Origin of the sequence: Thalassobium sp. R2A62 (assembly GCF_000161835.1) — a bacterium.
Lineage (GTDB): Bacteria > Pseudomonadota > Alphaproteobacteria > Rhodobacterales > Rhodobacteraceae > Thalassobium.
Genome location: NZ_GG697169.2, coordinates 3376047 through 3395712, shown reverse-complemented (window position 1 = coordinate 3395712; position 19666 = coordinate 3376047). Strand labels below are relative to the sequence as shown.

15 protein-coding genes, 1 pseudogene and 1 other annotated feature are annotated in these 19666 nt (G+C 55.4%); of the genes and pseudogenes, 9 read left to right on the top strand and 7 right to left on the bottom strand.

Annotated elements, in window-relative coordinates; genetic code table 11:
• Nucleotides 1-15 precede the first annotated feature (15 nt).
• Nucleotides 16-1041: a LacI family DNA-binding transcriptional regulator gene (locus TR2A62_RS16915; RefSeq protein WP_009159138.1), complete on the bottom strand. Its 1026-nt coding sequence runs from the start codon at nucleotides 1039-1041 to the stop codon at nucleotides 16-18.
• Nucleotides 1042-1196: 155 nt separating this feature from the next.
• On the opposite strand from TR2A62_RS16915, the gene TR2A62_RS16910 reads away from it, so the two are divergent.
• The 4 genes from TR2A62_RS16910 (at nucleotide 1197) to TR2A62_RS16895 (ending at nucleotide 4483) form a co-directional block, all read left to right on the top strand.
• A complete protein-coding gene (locus tag TR2A62_RS16910; RefSeq protein WP_009159970.1) occupies nucleotides 1197-1415 on the top strand; it encodes a hypothetical protein in 219 nt (72 codons plus the stop codon).
• Nucleotides 1405-2544: a TRAP transporter substrate-binding protein gene (locus TR2A62_RS16905; RefSeq protein WP_009160746.1), complete on the top strand. Its 1140-nt coding sequence runs from the start codon at nucleotides 1405-1407 to the stop codon at nucleotides 2542-2544. Before TR2A62_RS16910 ends, TR2A62_RS16905 begins: the two co-directional genes overlap by 11 nt.
• Nucleotides 2545-2629: 85 nt before the next feature.
• Nucleotides 2630-3142 (top strand): TRAP transporter small permease, encoded by a 513-nt coding sequence (locus tag TR2A62_RS16900; protein WP_009157875.1) that lies wholly within the window; start codon nucleotides 2630-2632, stop codon nucleotides 3140-3142.
• A gap of 12 nt (nucleotides 3143-3154) precedes the next feature.
• On the top strand, nucleotides 3155-4483 hold the full coding sequence (locus tag TR2A62_RS16895; protein WP_009157939.1) for a TRAP transporter large permease: 1329 nt from the start codon (nucleotides 3155-3157) through the stop codon (nucleotides 4481-4483).
• 183 nt (nucleotides 4484-4666) lie between these two features.
• On the opposite strand, the gene TR2A62_RS18625 is transcribed toward TR2A62_RS16895, so the two are convergent.
• The 3 genes and pseudogenes from TR2A62_RS18625 to TR2A62_RS16885 all read right to left on the bottom strand — a co-directional run.
• Nucleotides 4667-4906 carry a hypothetical protein gene (locus TR2A62_RS18625; RefSeq protein ID WP_223296138.1) on the bottom strand — a complete coding sequence of 80 codons (240 nt, stop codon included), beginning with the start codon at nucleotides 4904-4906 and terminating at the stop codon, nucleotides 4667-4669.
• Nucleotides 4907-4963: 57 nt separating this feature from the next.
• Nucleotides 4964-5080, bottom strand: a complete 117-nt coding sequence (locus TR2A62_RS18620; protein ID WP_040821712.1) for an IS3 family transposase — start codon at nucleotides 5078-5080, stop codon at nucleotides 4964-4966.
• Between the two features lie 50 nt (nucleotides 5081-5130).
• Nucleotides 5131-5766: pseudogene (locus TR2A62_RS16885) on the bottom strand (IS3 family transposase); the annotation flags it as partial.
• Nucleotides 5767-5805: 39 nt separating this feature from the next.
• On the opposite strand from TR2A62_RS16885, the gene TR2A62_RS16875 reads away from it, so the two are divergent.
• The 5 genes from TR2A62_RS16875 to TR2A62_RS16855 all read left to right on the top strand — a co-directional run bounded on the left by TR2A62_RS16875 (nucleotide 5806) and on the right by TR2A62_RS16855 (nucleotide 13382).
• Nucleotides 5806-7034, top strand: a protein-coding gene (locus TR2A62_RS16875; protein ID WP_369699508.1) for an IS3 family transposase whose coding sequence is annotated in 2 segments (ribosomal slippage) — nucleotides 5806-6103 and nucleotides 6103-7034 — 1230 coding nt in all. Because the reading frame shifts where the segments join, the coding sequence is not laid out codon by codon here.
• Nucleotides 6093-6209, top strand: a sequence feature (AL1L pseudoknot). (Overlaps the previous gene by 117 nt.)
• A gap of 844 nt (nucleotides 7035-7878) precedes the next feature.
• Nucleotides 7879-8964 carry a GSCFA domain-containing protein gene (locus tag TR2A62_RS16870; protein WP_009160009.1) on the top strand — a complete coding sequence of 362 codons (1086 nt, stop codon included), beginning with the start codon at nucleotides 7879-7881 and terminating at the stop codon, nucleotides 8962-8964.
• Nucleotides 8948-9670 (top strand): hypothetical protein, encoded by a 723-nt coding sequence (locus tag TR2A62_RS16865; RefSeq protein WP_009157829.1) that lies wholly within the window; start codon nucleotides 8948-8950, stop codon nucleotides 9668-9670. The genes TR2A62_RS16870 and TR2A62_RS16865 overlap by 17 nt, the downstream gene beginning before the upstream one ends.
• Nucleotides 9671-9672: 2 nt before the next feature.
• Nucleotides 9673-11958, top strand: a complete 2286-nt coding sequence (locus TR2A62_RS16860) for a lipopolysaccharide assembly protein LapB (protein WP_150103531.1) — start codon at nucleotides 9673-9675, stop codon at nucleotides 11956-11958.
• A complete protein-coding gene (locus TR2A62_RS16855) occupies nucleotides 11955-13382 on the top strand; it encodes a hypothetical protein (RefSeq protein WP_009159921.1) in 1428 nt (475 codons plus the stop codon). Before TR2A62_RS16860 ends, TR2A62_RS16855 begins: the two co-directional genes overlap by 4 nt.
• 302 nt (nucleotides 13383-13684) lie before the next feature.
• On the opposite strand, the gene TR2A62_RS16850 is transcribed toward TR2A62_RS16855, so the two are convergent.
• The 3 genes from TR2A62_RS16850 to TR2A62_RS16840 all read right to left on the bottom strand — a co-directional run bounded on the left by TR2A62_RS16850 (nucleotide 13685) and on the right by TR2A62_RS16840 (nucleotide 19250).
• Nucleotides 13685-13897 (bottom strand): hypothetical protein, encoded by a 213-nt coding sequence (locus tag TR2A62_RS16850; protein WP_009158785.1) that lies wholly within the window; start codon nucleotides 13895-13897, stop codon nucleotides 13685-13687.
• 122 nt (nucleotides 13898-14019) lie between these two features.
• Nucleotides 14020-16803 (bottom strand): DEAD/DEAH box helicase, encoded by a 2784-nt coding sequence (locus TR2A62_RS16845; RefSeq protein WP_009159922.1) that lies wholly within the window; start codon nucleotides 16801-16803, stop codon nucleotides 14020-14022.
• On the bottom strand, nucleotides 16800-19250 hold the full coding sequence (locus TR2A62_RS16840; RefSeq protein WP_223296137.1) for a hypothetical protein: 2451 nt from the start codon (nucleotides 19248-19250) through the stop codon (nucleotides 16800-16802). Before TR2A62_RS16840 ends, TR2A62_RS16845 begins: the two co-directional genes overlap by 4 nt.
• Nucleotides 19251-19666: the final 416 nt, after the last annotated feature.

The window sequence follows — 19666 nt, the reverse complement described above, 5'->3', positions numbered from 1 at the left end:
AGAAAATGGCTTTTCTTAGTTGTTTCTCGGATGACCAAGCGACGCTTCAAGCCGGACATGGCTATGAAGCTCAAACGATGTACCTTTGGTGCTCTGTTCCACCATAGAAACGAGCTCGTCTGCCGCGCGACGCCCCATCTCGGCATGTGGCACATGAACTGTGGCCAGTTTCGGAGTGACAATATTGGCAATCTCGATGCCGTCAAAACCAGTTACGGAAACATCTTCGGGCACAGACAGCCCCATCTCTGTTGCGCACTGGATCGCGCCAACAGCCAATACATCGTTCCCACACATCACAACTGTCGGCTTGTCGTCACCTTCCATCAGCTGTTCGAACGCGCGGGCGCCATTTTCAATCTCGTAAGAAGTTTCGATGATTGGCACGTTGTCCAAATCGATCCCTTCGATCTTTAGCCTTTCGACAATTCCCTTCAGGCGATTGGCTGCGCGATCATTTCCATCGACAATGCCTGAGATGATTCCAAACTTTCGGTGACCTAATCCCAGAACTTCGTTGCACAGCCGATACATCGATGCGCGGTTGTCAAAGCCGACCGCTGGCAAAGAGTTATTGGCGGCAAAGGCCCATGCCAAAAGAAACGGGATATTGCGTCGCCGCAGGAAGTCATAGGTACGCTCGTCGCGCCGGTATCCAATAAGCAAAATCCCATCGGCACCACGACTGGCCAACGTGCGGATCTGCTCTTCTTCGATATCAGGGTCATAGGAACTGCTTGAGACCAGCAAGGTATACCCAAGGCTATGAAGTTGTTCCTGAAACGCCTGAATACCACGCGCAAAAATCGCGTTCTCCATGGTGGGGATAATCGCACCGATGGTCATCGTACGCTTTGCCGCCATAAACCTCGCGCCGAAATTTGGCGTATAGCCCAGCTCGTCAACTGCGGCCTTCACTCGGGTCAAAGTTGTCTGCGAAACAAGCGCGGGCGAGTTGAGTGCGCGCGACACCGTTGCAGGCGAAACGCCTGCTGCTTTAGCAACATCATTCAGGGTTGGTACGGGTTGAATTGACGTCATCAAGGGTGCCTTACGCAGGTTTCTGTCGACCCTATTATGTAATTTCGTAAAAAACACTGAAAAACTCAAGGTTATCCACCAATGACTGAAAGCGCTTGCATCGACTCACTGAAAGCGCTCTCATTGGGAGCGAACCAACAACGCAAAGAGCAACAATGTTCCTTTTGGCATCCTTGATCGTCTTCATCGTCTATTTTGCGAACGTCGCGAGTGGCGCGTTCACTGGAACTGTCTTCTTTGGAGACGTCGGAGAGATGTTGGTTCTTTTCGCGGCGACGATCTTGTTCGTCATCGCGATCATCAAAAAAGAAGCCGACCGAAAAACAAAAACGGCGGCTGAGTCCAAAACGGGGAGGAACCCAAATGAACAATGAACTGAAATCAGCGGCACGCCGCAATTTCCTGAAACTGACAGGCTCTGGCGCATTCACAGCAGCCATGGTTGCTGGTGCTGGCGGAATGCTATGGTCATCAGAAGCCGTGGCCCAGACAGCCAATGAAGAACGCGACCGCGAGGCCGCAGCCGACCACATCATGACAATCGCCACAGCCTACGTGCTTGGTGCGTCGCGCAGCTATCCGATCATGCAGCTGGACTTCAAAGAGAACATCCAAAACGCAACGAACGGCAAGGTCTACGTGAAATTGGCACCTGGTGGTCAGCTTGGCGCGGGTGGTGCATTGGTCCAAAAGGTTCAGGGCGGTACGATCCAAGCAGCTCAGCACTCACTTTCAAACTTTGCGCCTTTTGCGTCCACGGTTGATCTGATCAACATGCCGTACCTGTGTGGTTCCAACCAGCGTTTCACTAACCTTGTGAATTCCGGTTTCTGGAAGGGCAACGTTGAGCCAAAGGTTGAAGAGAACGGCTTTAAGGCCTTGTTCTATATCAACATCGACCCGCGTGTTGTTGCTGTCCGCAAAGGTGGCGCTGGCGCCGTTATCACACCATCCGATCTGGAAGGGGTTAAGTTCCGCGTTCCCGGCTCCAAGATGCTTCAGCAGTACTATCGCTTGGTCGGCGCAAACCCGACACCAGTTGCATGGGGTGAGACACCGTCCGCGATCAAACAGGGTGTGGCTGACGCGCTTGACCCGTCTGTCGGCGCGCTGTTCGTGTTCGGCTTCAAAGATATCCTGTCACACGTGACATTCACGCAAGCGGTTCCTGACTCGCAGGTTTTCTCGTGTAACCTCGAGTGGTTCAACTCGATGCCAGCGGATATCCAAGACGGCATCATGTGGGCATCCGAAATGACGTCACACCAGAACCTCGCCAAAGTTCCATCGGCACGTGCCTACGCGATGTCCGAATTGGCCAAAGCAGGCGTAGAATTCCACAGCCTGTCCGAGGATCAGCTGGGCGAATGGAAGGCCGCCGGTGGCTACCAACGTCCAGAATGGGATGAGTTCAAACTCGAGCTTGCAGGTTCGATGGACAACTTTGCTCAAATGGAAGAAGCGGCGAGCACGCAGGGCAAATACTACGTCCACGACGCTTAAGCCAAACCAACGGGCGCCTCATTGCGGGGCGCCCGTATTTCTTCAATGCTGCGCGCCTTGTGTCGGCTAGACCTTGGGGTCTGATATGGAAATTCTACGATCAATTGACCGAAACGCCGAACGGTGGCTGCTGCTAACGTTCTACGTGATGCTCGTCGCCACGATGGCCGTCGAAGTTTTGCGCCGCGAGGTCTTTTCTTATTCGTCCATTTGGGGCGAGGAAATCGTTCGCTATTCATTCATCTATCTCGCGTGGATTGGTGCCGCTGCCGCTGTCAAAGAACGTGCGCACATCCGAATTGATGTGTTGATGCATTACCTCGGGCCACGCACCAAAGCCTGTCTCTATATCTTCGGTGATCTGGTGATGTTCTTTGTCGCCGTCATCGCCCTTTATTGGTCCTATGAGGCAGTTCACGTCTCAGCCAAATTTGGCTCTGTGACGGACGGTTTGCGCGTCTCAAAGGTGTGGTTCCTGATGGCCGTACCACTGGGCTTTGCTTTGATTATTTGGCGGTTGGCCCAATCGCTGCTCCGCGATTTTCGTACCCTTCGGACAGGTGAACCTGTCTACGAAGGCGACACTCTGTTTGATTAAGGTAGACGCAGAATGCTCTTTAATACGCTTCAACAAACGGTAGAGCTGGGCTGGGATTTCTATCTGCCCGTGCTCGTCTTTGTGGGCCTGATTGCGCTGGCTGTGCCAGTTTGGGCCTCGATCGGATTTTCCGCAATCCTGATGCTCTACATGTCCGGCGACCTCCCTCTTAGCCTTGTCGGTGAAAGCCTGTTCTCAGGCATCGATGCGTTCGCCTTGACCGCCGTACCGCTGTTCATCCTGACGGGTGATGTCTTGGTGCGCACAGGTCTTAGTCGCAAATTTCTCGACGTGGCCGAAGCGTTGACCTGCTTTACCAAAGGCGGCTTTGGCTCTGCGACCGTCCTGGTTTGCGGCATGTTCGCCGCGATCTCTGGCTCGGACGCGGCTGGTGCCGCTGCTGTGGGTCGCATGACAATCGCGCGGCTGGTCGAAAGCGGCTATCCGCGTCCCTATGCCTGCGCGTTGGTCGCGGCGGGTGCCTGTACCGGCATCCTGATCCCACCATCCATAGCGTACATCATCATTGGCCTCGTGCTGGGAATATCCGCATCGACACTGTTTCTTGCGGCGCTGATCCCTGGCATTGCGATCTTGCTGGCAATCCTGATCACAAACCTATTCGTCAACCGGATCTATGCCTACGAGGACGGCGAGCCGATGACCTTTGGTGAATGGGCGAGCAACCTTGGTAAATCGCTGAAATCCGGCTGGTACGCATTCATCGTGCCGGGCATCATTTTCTACGGCATCTTCTCGGGTCGCCTCACCCCGACCGAGGCCGGTGCGACAGCCGTTGTCGTGACCATCGCGATGGGCTTTTTGCTGCGCACGCTATCATTGGCAGACTTCCCTGCGATGCTCTTGAGCTCTGCCAAGGTGAACGGTGTCATTCTACCGATCATCGCCTTCTCTGCCCCGTTGGCCGAAGCGTTGGCAATCATGGGTGTGCCACAAGGGTTTGTGACATCTGTCACCGGCCTTACAGACGAGCCTTGGTTGCTGATTTTGCTGATGATCGGCATTCTGATCGCCGCAGGTTGCGTGATGGAGACGACACCAAACATCGTGATCCTAGCGCCGATCCTCAAACCACTGGCCGACAATATCGGCATGAACGAAATTCAGTTCTGTATCATGATGATTACAGCTCTGGGCGTCGGCTTCATCACGCCGCCGCTAGGGTTAAACCTATTTGTCGTGGCTGGCATCACCGGAGAATCCATTCTCAAGATTGCAGCCCGCGCTGTGCCGTTCGTGTTGTGTATGTTTATTGTCGTACTGTTAATCGCATACATCCCTGCGATTTCGACAACGCTCTTGCCAGAAATCTATAAATAGCTCTGACACCTTGGGTCGTGGGTTGGTCTGCAAACCCACTCACGGCCTGACTACCAGTATCGCAGAGACCGCCAGCGCCGGGGATGGTTTCATTCCAGTCGATCGCCCCTGCCCTTTGTGATGTGTCCAAGCAGGTCATGCCGACCTCAAAGCCGAGGTCCAACCCTATCCGCCAGAACCCAATTAGTTTGGCCAGATCAGAACCGCAGCAGCCGCCAACGCACCAATCACGAAAGTCCCAAGCGCCGTTCGAATTTCACCAAAGTTTTTGATGGCCTTAATCGCCAAGTTTTCTGCAGACTGAAAACCATCTCTCCAAATGGTGGACGTGTCATAGGGGGTGACAGGCATCTCCCCCATTAGAATTTGAATGCATAACCAGCACGTAAAAAACATGACGAATGCACACCAGAAATACTTCATTTTCTCAGTAGCTTGTTGATCCAATTTCTTAAGGCTTTCTGAGGTGCCCCTAGTTTCCTATACGCCTGCCTCGTTCATTTTCCTTTGTTCTGTTTCATAGTCAACTGGCGACAGCATGCCGTTGTTGGTGTGCTTGCGAGTCGGGTTGTAAAACATCTCGATGTAATCGAACACGTCCTGCCTTGCTGGACCTGTCACGCTTTTGTGCCGCTCCAAGTGCTCGTTTAAGCCACCTTCCGTTCAAAAGCGACCGGGCTTTTCCAGCCTAATGTTGAGTGTCGGCGGCGCGGATTGTAGAATCCGTTAATGTATTCAAAGATCGCCATCTCTGCCTTCCTCCGTGTTTCCGATGAATGCCGCCAGATCAGTTCTGACTTGATCGTTTTGAAGAAGGTTTCGACTGCCGCGTTGTCATAGCAGTTACCCTTGCCGCTCATCGACACCTTGAACCCGTGCTGGCGCAGGATCTTCTGGCAGTCGTGCGAACAATATTGCGACCCGCGATCCGTGTGATGAATGCAGTCCTTGGGTGGTTGTCGGAACGCGATTGCCATTTTCAACGCCCGGATCGCCAGGTCACGTTTCATCCGGTTGCTTACAGCCCATCCAATGACACGACGGGAATGCAGGTCCAGGATCACCGCGAAATAAAGCCACCCCTCGCGTGTCCAGACATAGCTGATATCGCCAGCCCATTTTTGATTGGGCTTGTCGGCGTTGAAGTCGCGATCCAACAGGTTCGTGGCAATGTTGAACTTTTGATCGCTGTCGGTTGTGACCTTGTGTTTGCGCGTTCTCACAACAGATATGCCGTTCTGACGCATCAACCGTCCGACACGACGGCGACCGACTGAACCGCCCCTTGTTTGCCGGAGACCCAGAAGTAAGGATACTGGGTTATGGAAAAGAACAAATGTGGAAACAGATGTTCGCCAGAGGTACGCGAACGTGCTGTACGGATGGTGTTTGAGCATCAGGGCGAATTTGACAGTCAGTCTGCAGTGATCAAATCGATCGCGCCTAAGATTGGTTGTGGGCCTGATACGCTTCGGGCGTGGGTTCGACGAGCTGAGGCGGACAGCGGTCGACGTGATGGTGTGACGACGGCTGAACGTGACCGGATCAAAGCCCTGGAGCGCGAGAACCGCCAGCTTCGGCAAGCCAATGAGATACTGAAGAAAGCATCAGCGTATTTCGCTCAGGCGGAGCTCGACCGCCCGTTTCGGAAGTGATCAGCTTTATCAAAGAACATCGTGATGTCTGCGGGGTCGAGCCGATTTGTCGCGTTTTGCAGATTGCCCCTTCGACGTTCTACGCGCATCTGGCCGTCGAGGATGATCCAGACAAAGCGTCGGATCGCGCCAAACGTGATGCTGAATTGCGCGCTGAGATGAAGCGGATTTGGGACGATAACCAGTCTGTCTATGGTGCCCGTAAACTGTGGCATGCCATGCGCCGCGAAGGCTATGATTTGGCGCGCTGTACGGTTGAGCGGCTCATGCGTGACATCGGTATCGAAGGTGTCCGTCGCGGCAAGAAGGTCAAAACGACTTGGGCAGACAAGGCTTTGCCGTGCCCGATGGACCGAGTGAACAGGCAGTTCCGCGCAATAATGCCCAACCAACTCTGGGTGTCAGATTTTACCTACGTCTCGACCTGGCAAGGGTTTGTCTATGTGGCATTCGTCATCGATACCTTCGCCAACAAGATCGTCGGTTGGAAGGCCTCCAGATCGCAGCAGACACAGTTTGTCTTGGACGCGCTTGAACAGGCCCTTTACGAAAGACGGCCTTCAGAGAGCCTGATCCATCACAGCGATCGGGGCAGCCAGTATCTGTCGATCAAATATACCGAACGCCTCGCTGATGCGGGCTTGGAGCCGTCTGTTGGAACAGTCGGTGACAGCTATGATAACGCGCTGGCCGAGACGATGATTGGCCTGTTCAAAGCCGAAGTCATCCACAGATTGGGGCCATGGAAATCCGCTGACGCGGTCGAGTGGGAAACGCTCAATTGGGTCGACTGGTTCAACAATCGCCGACTGCTCGAACCCATCGGATACATCACACCAACTGAGGCAGAGGAGGCCTTCTATGCAAACATGAACACACTCGATAAAGTCGCTTGAGAAGAACTAAACAGTCTCCGGTAAAACCGGGGCGGTTCAGGAAGAAGCCCTTAAGAATTCCGTACGGGAAGAAGCTCTAGAGCTGTCTCCCAGCCAAAGTGCCTACAGAAATTTTGCTTACCTAGCCAACATTCTTGCGGTGGGAGCAGGGGCGATCCTTTTTTGCGTCATACTGGTCGACGTTGGCACTATCACACCTGTTGAATTCCTCATTTGCCTTGCCATAGCCACACCACCGATTTCAGCAGTTCTCGCACTACGCAAAATAGCTCAACCGAAAGGCGCGAACGAAGAAAAATCAACTTACGCACTTGCGCGAGAAGTCGTTAGAGCAAAGCTACGGCGTGCTGCCCAAGACTGACGGAGACCCTCTGGTAAACTCTGGAGGGTCACACTCTGACCTTAAACCGTCAAAAACATCCCAACCTGCTGACATCAAGGTTCCTATGATGAACCGAGGCTTTTTATGAAAATGAAAGTCAAAAAAGAAAATGCTAATCAGGAAACAAGAGGACTTTTGCGAACAGCTCAAGACCATGACGAACCGCTCGACAGGTGTACGAGGACTATACCACGACAGCTTCACTGGGTACTTCACTGTGCGCTATCCGGGACGTAAGGCTGAGGGGAACGGTGAGGTATCATAAGGGTTGAATTTTCTTTTCAGAACTCTCGTTCGGAAGTATGGTTTCTAAGGGGCCGTAATCCGCCTTGTGCAACACTTTATGTCGAATAAACCACACCACCGCCAAGATTTCAGCAACATGGTACGCAATCTTAACCTCTCGGCATACACTCTGTCGCAACACAATTAGATGCGGCACCAAAGTCGTTTGAGGCCACGATGATAGACGCAAACCCTTACACAAAGCTGCCCCGCAGCAGCTACTGGCGCACCTCCGTGGTGCGGGCGGCCAAGTCACAAGGCACGGTCGCAGACCTCTGGACACCAAAGTTCGCCATTGCGCCCACCGACAAAACCCTCACCACCGGGTCATGCTTCGCGCAACACATCGGCAAAGCACTGACATCCGCAGGCTTCGCATGGCACGACGCCGAACCAGCACCTTTCGGCATCAGCGACGACCTCAAGAAAGAATTCCACTACGGCGTCTTTTCCTTCCGTGTCGGCAACGTCTACACACCCGAAGTCCTGAAATATTGGCTGTCATGGGCGATAAATCCAGACATCCAAGACCGGGAAGTCTGGGAACAAGACGGCGCCTTCTTTGACCCCCTCCGCCCCCAAATCGAACCGGATGGCTTCGAAACGGCAGAAGACCTGTTCGCCGCCCGCGACGCTACCTTCGAGGCGATCCGCAACGGCATCAAAGACGCCTCGGTTTTCGTCTTCACCCTCGGCCTGACCGAATGCTGGTTCAACCAACAAACCGGCCTCGTCTACTCCAGCTGTCCCGGCACCATCGCGGGCACCTTTGACGCGCAAAAACAGGCCTTCCGCAACCTCGACTACCCGACCATCCTGGACAGCCTGCATCAGGTCCAAACCCTCCTCAAACAAATCAACCCAGACATCCGCATGCTCCTCACGGTCTCGCCCGTTCCTCTCGCAGCCACAGCAGCGCCAGCGGCACACGTCCTGACAGCCACGGTCGCCTCCAAATCCATCCTGCGGGCGGCAGCCGGGGCCTTCACCGACCAGCACGGCGACGTCGATTACTTCCCGTCCTACGAAATCGTCACCCACCCCGGCCTCGGACGGGACATGTTCGAACCGGACCGGCGCGGGGTCACACCCAAAGCGGTGGCCTACGTCATGCAACACTTCTTCGAAGGCTTGGGGGTCACCCCAACAAACGCCCCACCCCAAGAAACAGACGCCGACAAAGCGGTCGCTGCCGCATTAGAGGCCGATGACCTCGTCTGCGAAGAAATCGAACTGGAGAAATTCAATGCCAACCCAGATTAACGCAGCCTTTGTCGGCGACTCCCACGGCATGATCATTCAGGCAGCAGCCGCCGATGCGGGCATCACCTTCAAGCACCCGATCACCGCCGCCAGTGCGATGTTCGCCGAATCTCGCTTTGCCCCTGATGACGCGGGCAAGCCAACATTCCAGCCTGCCGCTGGTCGCATCGACCCAGAGGTACACGCGGCCAACAAGATCGCCCAACGGCTTAAGAAGGCACACACTCTGACCGGCGCGTTCCAAAGTCTTTTCGCAAATCCTGTGCCTGTCTTCGCAAACATCGGAACCACTGCGCGCACCTTCGTGCAACGCATCGTCACCTCCCAGAAAAGCAATGGCCAGACCGGACAAGCCATGTCTATCAAGCTGGCGAAGCGCGCAGCAAAAGAATTCTTTCAAGATTTTCGCCAACAATACGCCGAAATCGCTTTGCACTGCCCAGAGGTCATCTTTTTCTACGGCCCAACCCGCTTTACGCCTGAAACCCGCGATCTCTGGCTCGCCTACGACGAAGCTATCGCAGCAGAACTCGCTGAAATCGCCGTCGACATGCTTGATTTACGGTCCACCCTTGGAGATGACGATCTGCTTTTGCTGCCCGAATACTACCCCGAGCCAGACGACGATGTGCACGCCAACGCCAAGTGGGGCATGGATGTCATGACAGCGATCCAAGCGCACAAAAGCCTGCAAACGGGCACCTAGACGTGCCAAACACCCTTCCCAGCGGCCCCACCAAAAAGGGCCAAGGCCACCTTGTCGCCTTCCGGGCCGACCGCCTTGGGGGGCGCCTGATCTCGCTCCTGAACACCTTCCGCCTTGCACAATCCCAGAACCTCCCCTGCCTCGTGCATTGGCGGGACGCAGACAACCTCGACGATCCTTGCGATATCTTCGCGCAGGATTTCGTCGATCAATACTTCGTCGACAAACCCAAATTCACCAAACTGCGCGAGGCAGCAGCTCCCATCGCCTCTGTCATCAGCTCACCAACCCCGGAAATTTTCGCAAAAAACCTGCAAAACAACCGCAACATCATCGTCGACCCGGCCTTCGACGTTCTGACGCTTCTCTTTGAGAACGCAGACGAAACCCAAGCGCATTTCGTCAAAATCGCCCAAGCGCTCCCGCTGAACCCACTCCTTGCGGAACGCCTTGCCCAGGCCAAACAGCTGTTCACCAGCGACATCCGCACCACGGCCTACCACATCCGCCGGGGCGACCTGACAGCAGACCGCCGGGCGATGAACAAGGCGTGGCCCAACAAATTCGTCCCCGACGAATTTTTTGAGGCGCACATGCGCGCCAACATCTGCAGCACCTCGCGCGTGATCCTTTACAGCGATAACCAAGAGGTGCTGACCCGCTACAAATCCATGTTCCCCGACCTGCTGACGTTCAACGACATCGCAGACAGCAGCGGGCTGAACGCACCCCAAGGCGACGCGCTCGAACTTCTGACCATGGCGATGGCCGACCAACTTATCGCGCCGCCGTCCAGCGCCTTCAGCTCCACGGCGAAAACCATCGGCGGGGCGGCGTTTCACGACGTGGAAAGCCAGCTCGACCCGCAAGTCCGCTCTGACGCGCTTGATCTGCTCACCCACCGCCTACGGGACGAACCGGAACTTTTCGCCAACGAAGGCGAGATCGGTCAATACCTCGTCTACGCACACACGCATCTCGTGGCCCAAGACCGACGCGGCGAATTCGCGGCCATCGCCTCAGACCACATCAAAGGTGGCCTGAACATCGCGTTCATCCACTCACTTGCGGCCCGCGAACTCTATCACGACGGGCAATACCAAGCGCTTTGCGACCTACGCGACCACATCGACCGGGGCTTCGTCGCGCACTCGCGCAGTTTCGCACATCTGACCTTCTTCCACTGCCTGTCCCTCCTGATGCTAAACCGCAAAGCAGAGGCGATCGCCCAAGTTTCCACCGCCTTCTGGCTAGAGCCGACCGAAGGCGAGATCAACGCGCTTGTCGGCATCATGGAATCCCAAGGCGACCTCGGTCGGCACAATTTCTGGTTCAGTGACCCAATCGTCGAGCGGGTCTTCGCAAACCGCTTTCTACTTGATTTCGTAAAGCAATATTTCCACCCGCTGATGGAAAACGGGTCTCTCAACATCACCAAAGCCGTCCCCAACAACCGCATCAAGATCTGGGAATGGCCCTATTTCGCTAAGTCCGACGTCGAGACGCAGCACCGCTACAAAGGGCACTTCCGCAAGCTCTTAAAGATCCTGCATCGCCATGACTGGTCCGGCAAGAACAAACCCCATTTCGATAGCTTCATCGGCCTGATGGCCCTGCGCGAAGGTGACATGGCGCTCGCGGAAAAACTGATATTGCCCGCCGCCAAAGGGCATCCTGACAACGCCCTTTTCCACAAACGCTGCGCCGATTTCTACTTCACCAAAAGGAAATGGGGCCAAGCGATCAAGGCCATCGACCAAGCCATTGCTTTGGAGCCGCGCACCGCCCTTTTCCAAGCCTTCAAAGGTCTCATTCAGGTTCACGCCAAAGACCGCAAAGGGGCCGCCACGACCCACACAACCGTCCTCGACACAGGCCTACAAATCCCCGGCCTCTTCTTCCTCGCAGGCGAAGCGTTAGAAGCCGCCAAGCAACCGCAAGCGGCGGCAAAGATGGTGGCAAAAGGCCTGCACCTCGCCCCAATGGACTGGAAACGGCAAGTGGCACTGGCCACCCTCGAACGCGATCTCGGCGACACCGATGCCGCCACCAAACGCATGCAATGGACCCTGCAATGGGCCGATGAACGCCCCCCCGTCGTCAAAACCCTGACCGACCTGCTCACCGACGCGGGGGACCCGCAAGAGGCGCTCAAAATCCTCGCCTACGTGCGCGACCGCTATCCAAAAAAAGAGCAGTTCGCCAAATTGCATGGCAAACTTGCCAAAAAGCTAGACCGTGACGCCAAGAAGGCCGTGCGCAAAAAATCAGGAAAGAACAAGCAATGACAAAGCGTTACGACAAAACGCATTTCATCGTCTATTCCAACAACGCCGAACCTTTCCAGGTCAACGGCGAGAATTACTGCGCGGCCGCCCTGCGCTGTGGATTCGACACTGCGACCCATTTCACTGAAGAAGACCTGCGCGAAACCCCCTTCTGGGCGGAAAACGCGGGCATCCTCGAACAAGAACGTGGCGCGGGCTACTGGCTGTGGAAACCCTATATCACGCTGCAAAAACTGCGCGAAGTCGGCCCCAACGACATCGTCGTCTACAACGACGTCGGCCGCTACGCCCCTGGCTCCTTCACGCCCTTCCCGCGCTTCCCGCAAGCCGCCGTCAATATGGCCGCGCTCTCGCCCAACCGCTATCTTTTCGGTTTCATCACCGACTGGCTGATCCAGGGCCACTACACCAAACGTGACTGCTTTATCGGCCTCGAAGCAGACACCGAAGACATGCACCTCGCCGCGCAAATCTCGGGTGGCCCCATCTTCGCCATGCCAAGTGAACAAAGCTTTAAATTTCTCGAATCCTGGCTCAAATACGCGCAAGACCCACACATTCTGACCGACATGCCCGACGAACGCGGCGACCCGCTGCAAGAATTCGAAGACCACCGGCACGACATGGCGATCTCTTCGATCCTTCTGCACCAACAACGGGGCAACTACCTCGATTTTTCCAAGACCGGGGGTTTCGCCTTCGCCGAAGAGGTCCGCCGCCGCAACCGGCACGTCCCGCGCGCGCAGACCCACGCTGGCTACTTTTCCCTCATGCTCGAACGGGCGCTGCCCGACGACTTCTTTATGCGTGAAGACCCGGACTTGGCCGAGGCCGCACACATCGTGCGCAACCTCACCGACGCCGACCCTTTGCCGGTGCATGAACGGATCACCCCCCGCACAGTACTCGCTGAAGAATTCCAGCAAATGCTGCGCACCGGCCAGGTCGCCATCTCGCAAGACCACCTGATCGCAGCGCTCTCAGAAAACCGTCTGATCAATTCCAAACTGCACGCGCTGTCCAAATTGCCGGAAGACATCACAGCACCCTTGTGGAAACACGCGGTGGATCAGGCCAACACCATTGCAAAATCCCTTTTCGATAGCGGTACGCCCAATACACCGATCCACACCGCGTCAGAGGCTTTCGGCGCCGCTGAATTGGCGCATCCATACCTGCAGACAGAAATCATGGTGCAAGTCGTCTGGGGTCTGCTCGATGACGACGCGCGCAGCATTTTCAAAGGCCGGCACAAAAACGTCAAAACCGGACAAGGACGGCAGGCGATGATCAATTTCATCACGGCAACTGGCCACGACACCCTTCTGCCCCGCGAAAACGAGCTGGGCGGCAGGCCAACACAGGAATCAGAGCGGATCTCAGCGCTTGTTCTGGCATGGCTCGCTGCCCTCGACCCTACCTGATGCACAGCACCATCACCCTCACCGGCACGCTGGACCAACCCCAACTTTTACCGTGGTTTCAAGACCATGCGGCTAAGCTGGGTGCGCGCATCCATACGAACCGTAGCGAGAACACCGTGGTCAATAACTAAGTCGCCAACAAGGTGCCAAGTCGTTTTGCTTCGGGCTGTTGGAGCGCCTGACTAAGTGGCCTGCAAATCCGGCGTTGCGGGATCAGGTGATCTCGTTATACCCTGAGCGCTGTATACCGCCGGGGAGTTGATGTCGTCAGCCCTTTCACAAAGGTTCCTTTAAGGAACAGGTCACGCTGCACGTGCTTCCTGTGCTATCCGGCGAGCCCGCTCAATTGTCGTCTCCCGTTCAGAAAGGGAATTGAGCGCACATTCCAGCTTTTCAAACAGGGGTAGATATACGTCACCGTTCTCGAGAACGATCGCCTTTGCAATGTAGAGCAAAGCATTCTCCAAGCTTGCTCTTTCACTTTTTGACGCAATGCTCGCAACCTTGTAGCCCATCGAATTCGCCTGACCTCTTGTTCATTGAGGTCAGGACATGGTTCCGAATAAATTAGGCAGAAAACGCCCGTGTTTAAGGTTCGATATCTATCAGATTCAGCATTGGAATTTCTGACTGGTGTTCAGTTTCCAACATGGGTTTGGGGTAACACTCTCACCAGCATCACCAAGGTTTCCGCCGAAATGGGCTCGGAGAGATGCAGTATCACGTCTTCTAAACGCCGCGCCCGATCGGTCATTCCTGAAATACGTATCTCCATGCGACGCTGTTCCGCGGCAATCTGCCCCTCGGTCATTTGGATTTGTTGTTTGTCTTGAATGTTGCGCGCTCGCAGCTGCTCGATTCTGAGCTGCTTCCATCGAACGTAAGTCTCGGTCTCGGACGTGAGGATCTGTCTTCTATCTGCAAGGGCGGTCAACGCCTCATCGCGCAAATTGGTAAGGCGCTCGCGTTCCTCTTTTGTCATTTCCCTTTCCAGCACGGATAGAAACTTTTGGACTGCGCGGAACGGTTTAATCGTCCTTTGAATTTTCTGGTTCTCCGTCGGCACGCATTTTTCACTCAACAGCGCTCGAATGTTCTTTTCAGAACCCAATTGAGGCTCACCATCGTCAGAGATCACAAGACACTTGGTCCTGACTGCGTCCGGAAACAGTGTGGTGACCCAGCGACGATCGGCAGCTCGTCCTATTTGGACGGCCGGAGCGTCGTCTTTGCTGCCCTCGAGGCGACGATCCTCTATCAAAGAAGGCCTCCAAGCAGCGCGAACCAAGAGCAGCGTCTTGCCAACCAACTCTGCCGCCGATTCCTCATCTTTAATATAAACGCCAACAGGCGTCGGAGAAATGGTTTCGGTTTTTGATGTTTTGAAAGCCTGATCTACCAGATCGTCGTGCAATTCATCGCCTGTCGAAAAAAAACGTGCACGTTTTCCAAGCCGGTCTCCCGGAAGGATAACATCCTTCTTGGGCGGTCGCCCGAGTCGGTCACGACGCCATCGAAATACCTCAGAATCCCGCGTTGTCATTGTGCCAAGGTTGTAAAGACAACTTTCCAAGAGGCGTGGCAATGATAGCGTAGCGACCCTCTCTCCATCGTTTGTTTTCGGAAATCCACCTTTTAAGGCACCACTTGCGTGCAAGAGATGCAGCCAAGCATTCCCCGCATGCTCAGCAGCACGAATACTGCCTACTATTGTGCCTTCGTTCTGGCTTTCCCGTTCCACTTTGGAAGCGCTGGCCACAGATGGCTGTAGCCCAAAAGACAGCTCCCCTTTCAATGCGATTGCAGACTCCTTGAAATCGGCCCGTCCTGCCGCCGCATCAGTGATGATCTGGTCGATGCGTTGGGAAAGGTCTTCGTCGAGGTAAGGCAATGGATGTTCGAACACGTCAAGGAGGTCGAGTGCCTCAAGCACCCTTTCATCTGCCGAGCCGACGACGACCATGCGCCAAATGCCGATCGTGCCCACGCTGCGGTCGTCCAAGTAGGACTTGAGCCCGCCAGAGCGCAGTCGGTCGAGGCGGCCAATAAGCTGGTCGATCCGCGCTGCCTGCCAAGGAAGATTGAAGAAGACCATGTCGGCAGCAAAGTTATGGAGATTGAGACCCGCTTCGACGAACTCCTCCATGATCAACACGGTCGCCTGACTTTGGACTGCGCCCACGACATCCACCAGATCCGTGCTATAGCGACCGCGCATGGTCGCTATGCCGTTATTTGCCAGATGGGGGAACATATCTCCAAGACGCCGTTCAAGCATGTCCACAGTGGGCGTATCTCCCGCAACAATGATGATGGGCCGCTCAGGATCCTTGTTCCAGAAATGGAGCAGCAAGTCGCACAGGTCATCAAGCAATGCATTGCCGGGATTGCGAGACAGGGTCGTTTCCACCTCGTCGCGCAGTTTCGAATGTGCCGCTAACGTCCGGTGACGCAGTACATCTCGAACACTGGATGTGGCGCGGAACAATTGACGGCACTGAAGCCATGGTGCGGACTCGAGAGCGTTGTCTTGGCCGTCACGACACGCCGCGTTCTGCAGCATGATCTTCGGCATCTCGGCATCGGAAGGTGCGGTCCGGACAGTGTGAACCTTTCGCACCGGCGCAATGCCCGGCCATTGGGCCCGAGTCTGGCGTAGGATGCGGCGGTCTGCCGCGAAGGCTGTCTTGTAGGCCTTAGCCGACAGGGACCCATCCAACACACGTTCCTGCGCCATAGCGGCGTCCTCAGCAAGAAAGTCGAGAGGTTCAAGTCCAAGAATGCCAGCGATCGCAGTGCGCTCTGGTTCAATTGCGCCGATGACAGCACGCGCCCACGCAGGATTTCCAAGTCGCGGCGTTGCAGTCAGCAGCAACACATGTCTGAAACGAGCAGAATTTCGGCGCTCGCGGCAAAGGCTTGAAAGGAACGCTGCGTCTTCAAGATTCATGGCGTGAATCTCGTCGACGATCAACATATCATAGTCTTCAGGAGAGGGGCGTGCTGGTTGCCTGCGGACCATGTCTGCTTTGATTAGGTGGACGTGGCCCTCACCATCCGGGACTTCTGGGGCTCCATCTGCATCCGAAAGGATTAGCGCTGCGCAATGTCCGCGAGCAGATAATTCAACCTGCCACTGATAGCAGATCCGGTCCGGAGCAACGATCGCGACCCTTAGTGATGGATCGCGCCGTCGCAGGATGTTCAAAATCATCAGTACCTGCACAGTTTTCCCCATGCCGACCTCATCAGCGAGCAGGTGGCGAATTTCCGTATCAGCAAGTATACGGCGCAGGTTTTCGATTTGGTGTGGATAGGGGTCGGCCGCGACACCAAGGGCACCACCCATCTCCGAGGATTCGGCTGCTACAAGGCGTTCGAGGGCGTAAAAACCCGATTGTGTGAGATGAAAGGTATTCATGAAAAGCCAACATTCGTCATTGCGCGGTAGCGCAGGGCAGCATATCGCACCGCGCGTGCAGTAAAACGATCCGCCCCGAAGCGTAGCAGTCTGCCCCTCCATTCCGGATCATCCATGACACGTTCCGGAGCAAGGAACAGATGCAACAGGGTTCGCAGATCAGCAGGGGCAATCCAGCGACCGCTGCGGGACTGCACGTCAAAGTGGGTGGAAACCAAGGCAGCAATTAGATCGTCAAAGTTGCTGGATTCATATGGAACCCTTTCGAGACTGACAGCACGCGCTGACGGCAACAGAAGCGCGGTCAATTCAGGAAGACGAGCCGCATCACGGGCAAGACCCACCGCCTTTTGCCAACTTCCATCGGCGTTGCCCGCGTCGAATTCGAGCTCCGAAGAGCCGGTAGATATGGCCTTCTCCGAAAGCCGCTCCCAGGCGTCAATAACCGCGTCGTCCATTTCCGGCCACATCTCGCCATCAGGAATGACAATCAGGTCTGGCGCGGGCAAAGCGCGGCGAAAGCGTTCCTCCAGAAAGTCGGCCAATTCGATTCTATCATGCTCACCCAACGGCGAGAAGGCGGTGGTGCCACAAACGAGACCTAACCTCATTGCTCCGGCGACCAGCCGCCGGTGAAAACTTTCATCCAGACCACGGCAGGATTTTTCCGCCTTCATCCAGAGATCACCGCAGAGCGCGGCGACCAGCCGTTCCTCAAGGCATCGACAAGCGCTCGATCTAATGCCTTCGCCCACCACAGTTTCTGCTGAGGCAAGGCTCCAACTTAGAAAAGCTTCAAACCCGCTGATCAAGCCACAGATGTCATCTCGGGTTTCGGAATGGCGTGCGATCGGATCTGCAGCCGTGCGGGGCAATCCCTCAAGAATCGTCCCAGCTTCGGGCTCTTCCACCAAGCAGCTTTGCAAGGTGCCATCGCTCGACCCACTCGGTTGTAAAAGCCGATATCCCGACGACCGGCTGGTGGATGATGGACTTTTTAGTTGAAAAATGGCGCACGATTTGACGGGATCGCAGACAAGCGACTCGACCGGCTCTTGGCCTTCCCTGTTCCATTTACCGCTTCGACGGTCATACTTCCATTCCGGCTCCGGCACCGCCAAATTCCAAGACCGGGTGTCCAGCGATGCTGCATGAGCCCGCAAGCGGGCGTGCATAGCGCCCCCGGCCCAAAGACGTGCCGCAGCCCGGAATTCAGAAAACTCGGGTCTGTCAAATGCAATCGTCGTGGGCGAGGTCGATGCACGGAAATGTACTGTTTTGGATTGACCGTCACTGGATTCCAGCGTGATATCGATGTCGATATCGTGCAACGTGATCGGTGTCATGAGATGCAGAGCACCTGCGCCTCGCGCCATTTCCGAAAGGCCGATCCCTTCAGGTTGAAGAGACAGGGTTGCAGGCGCGGGCGGTTCGATATCACGGAACAAGAGATCAATCGATGGAGCCTTCGGGTTTTCGATTGGGGATAGTGTCCAGATCCCCTCTGTCATTGGCAATTGGTGCCAGCGCTCATCAGTGAACCGGAACTCGGTGCTTTCCGGATGGTCAAGCCGCTCGGCGATGAGACCGATTGCGGTCCTACCCCGCGCCTGAATTGGTCGCCCAGAAGCCTGCGTTACGACCGTTGTGTCGTAATGCAGAGTTAGACCACCGAAAAAATCTATTGGAGGCTCGACGTTCACATGGAGCCCATGCCGAGCCAGCACGGTATCGCCCTCCTGAGTTCCGCTCACAAAATGGTAAAGCCCGTCCTCCCATTCATCGGGGGTTAGGCCTTCAAGCAGCAGTTCATAGAATGATATTCCTGCAGTCACCCTGTCTGTGGGCCGAAGTTGAGTCTGATACCCGTCGTCGCCTTCATCTCGAAAAAGCAGACTCTGAGCGGGAACAACGACGGCTTTCAACCACTCTGGCGCTTCAAGTCCTGTTACTTGTGGTTGAGGAATCTCGCGAACTGGGCGCCCTATGAATACGGCATCCCCGTTTAGGAACCGCTCGAGTGTAGTAGATCGGGCTCCGACTGTTACAGTAAAGTGCGATAGCGGGAGATCGAGATCGGACTGGACAGCTTCGATTTCTGTTTGGGTAAGGCGGGGGCCCCTGACGGCCAGACCGCGTGCCTCTGCATCATCGAGCAGAAGTTCATAAGTTGCCTTTGGAAGGCTTCCCAGCTCTTGATGCTGAGCAAGCCGCCGAGCCCTAATGACACGCTCAAGACGTTTGACTTCACTTTCAGAACGCAGGTCTACGGCGAGACGCTGCATGAAGTCGGTCTCTATACTCAAGTCCCCAGCCCGCCCGGTAGCGAGATAGCCGATCACTGAGAGTGCAAGGTCATCGTCTTGGAGCCACGCTTCAAGTCGTCGAGACCCAAAGCCGCGCGCGAGTTCACGCAAGCCCGGCAGCGTGGCTCGGTTCACACTCATACTTCTGGATTGGTTCAGGAACACTCTGACAAGGCGCGCCAATGGGGCATGAACCTCTCGGGGAACCATAGCATTGCGGATGGGCCAAGCTATATGTGGGAACACCGAGGACCATGCATCTTCAAACGGTCGCACCGTTCCGACACGCTTGGCGCATACTCGGAACAAATCAGAAATCACAGGTCGTTGCTGAATTGGAATTTCGATATTGATGGCCGTTTCAATCATTGGCCAGAAGTCAGTCCCCGTCCCCCGATATTCATAAGCTGCTTCCGTTATGGCCACACATGCAGAAAAGGGATAGTTTTGCCATGCCTGCTTATTGAATTGATGCCGCTCTACCCTTTGCCGCACAAGGTATTGTAGCTCCTCGATACTGTCGCGCGGAAGTCCGTGTTCTATTAGGTAAATACTTC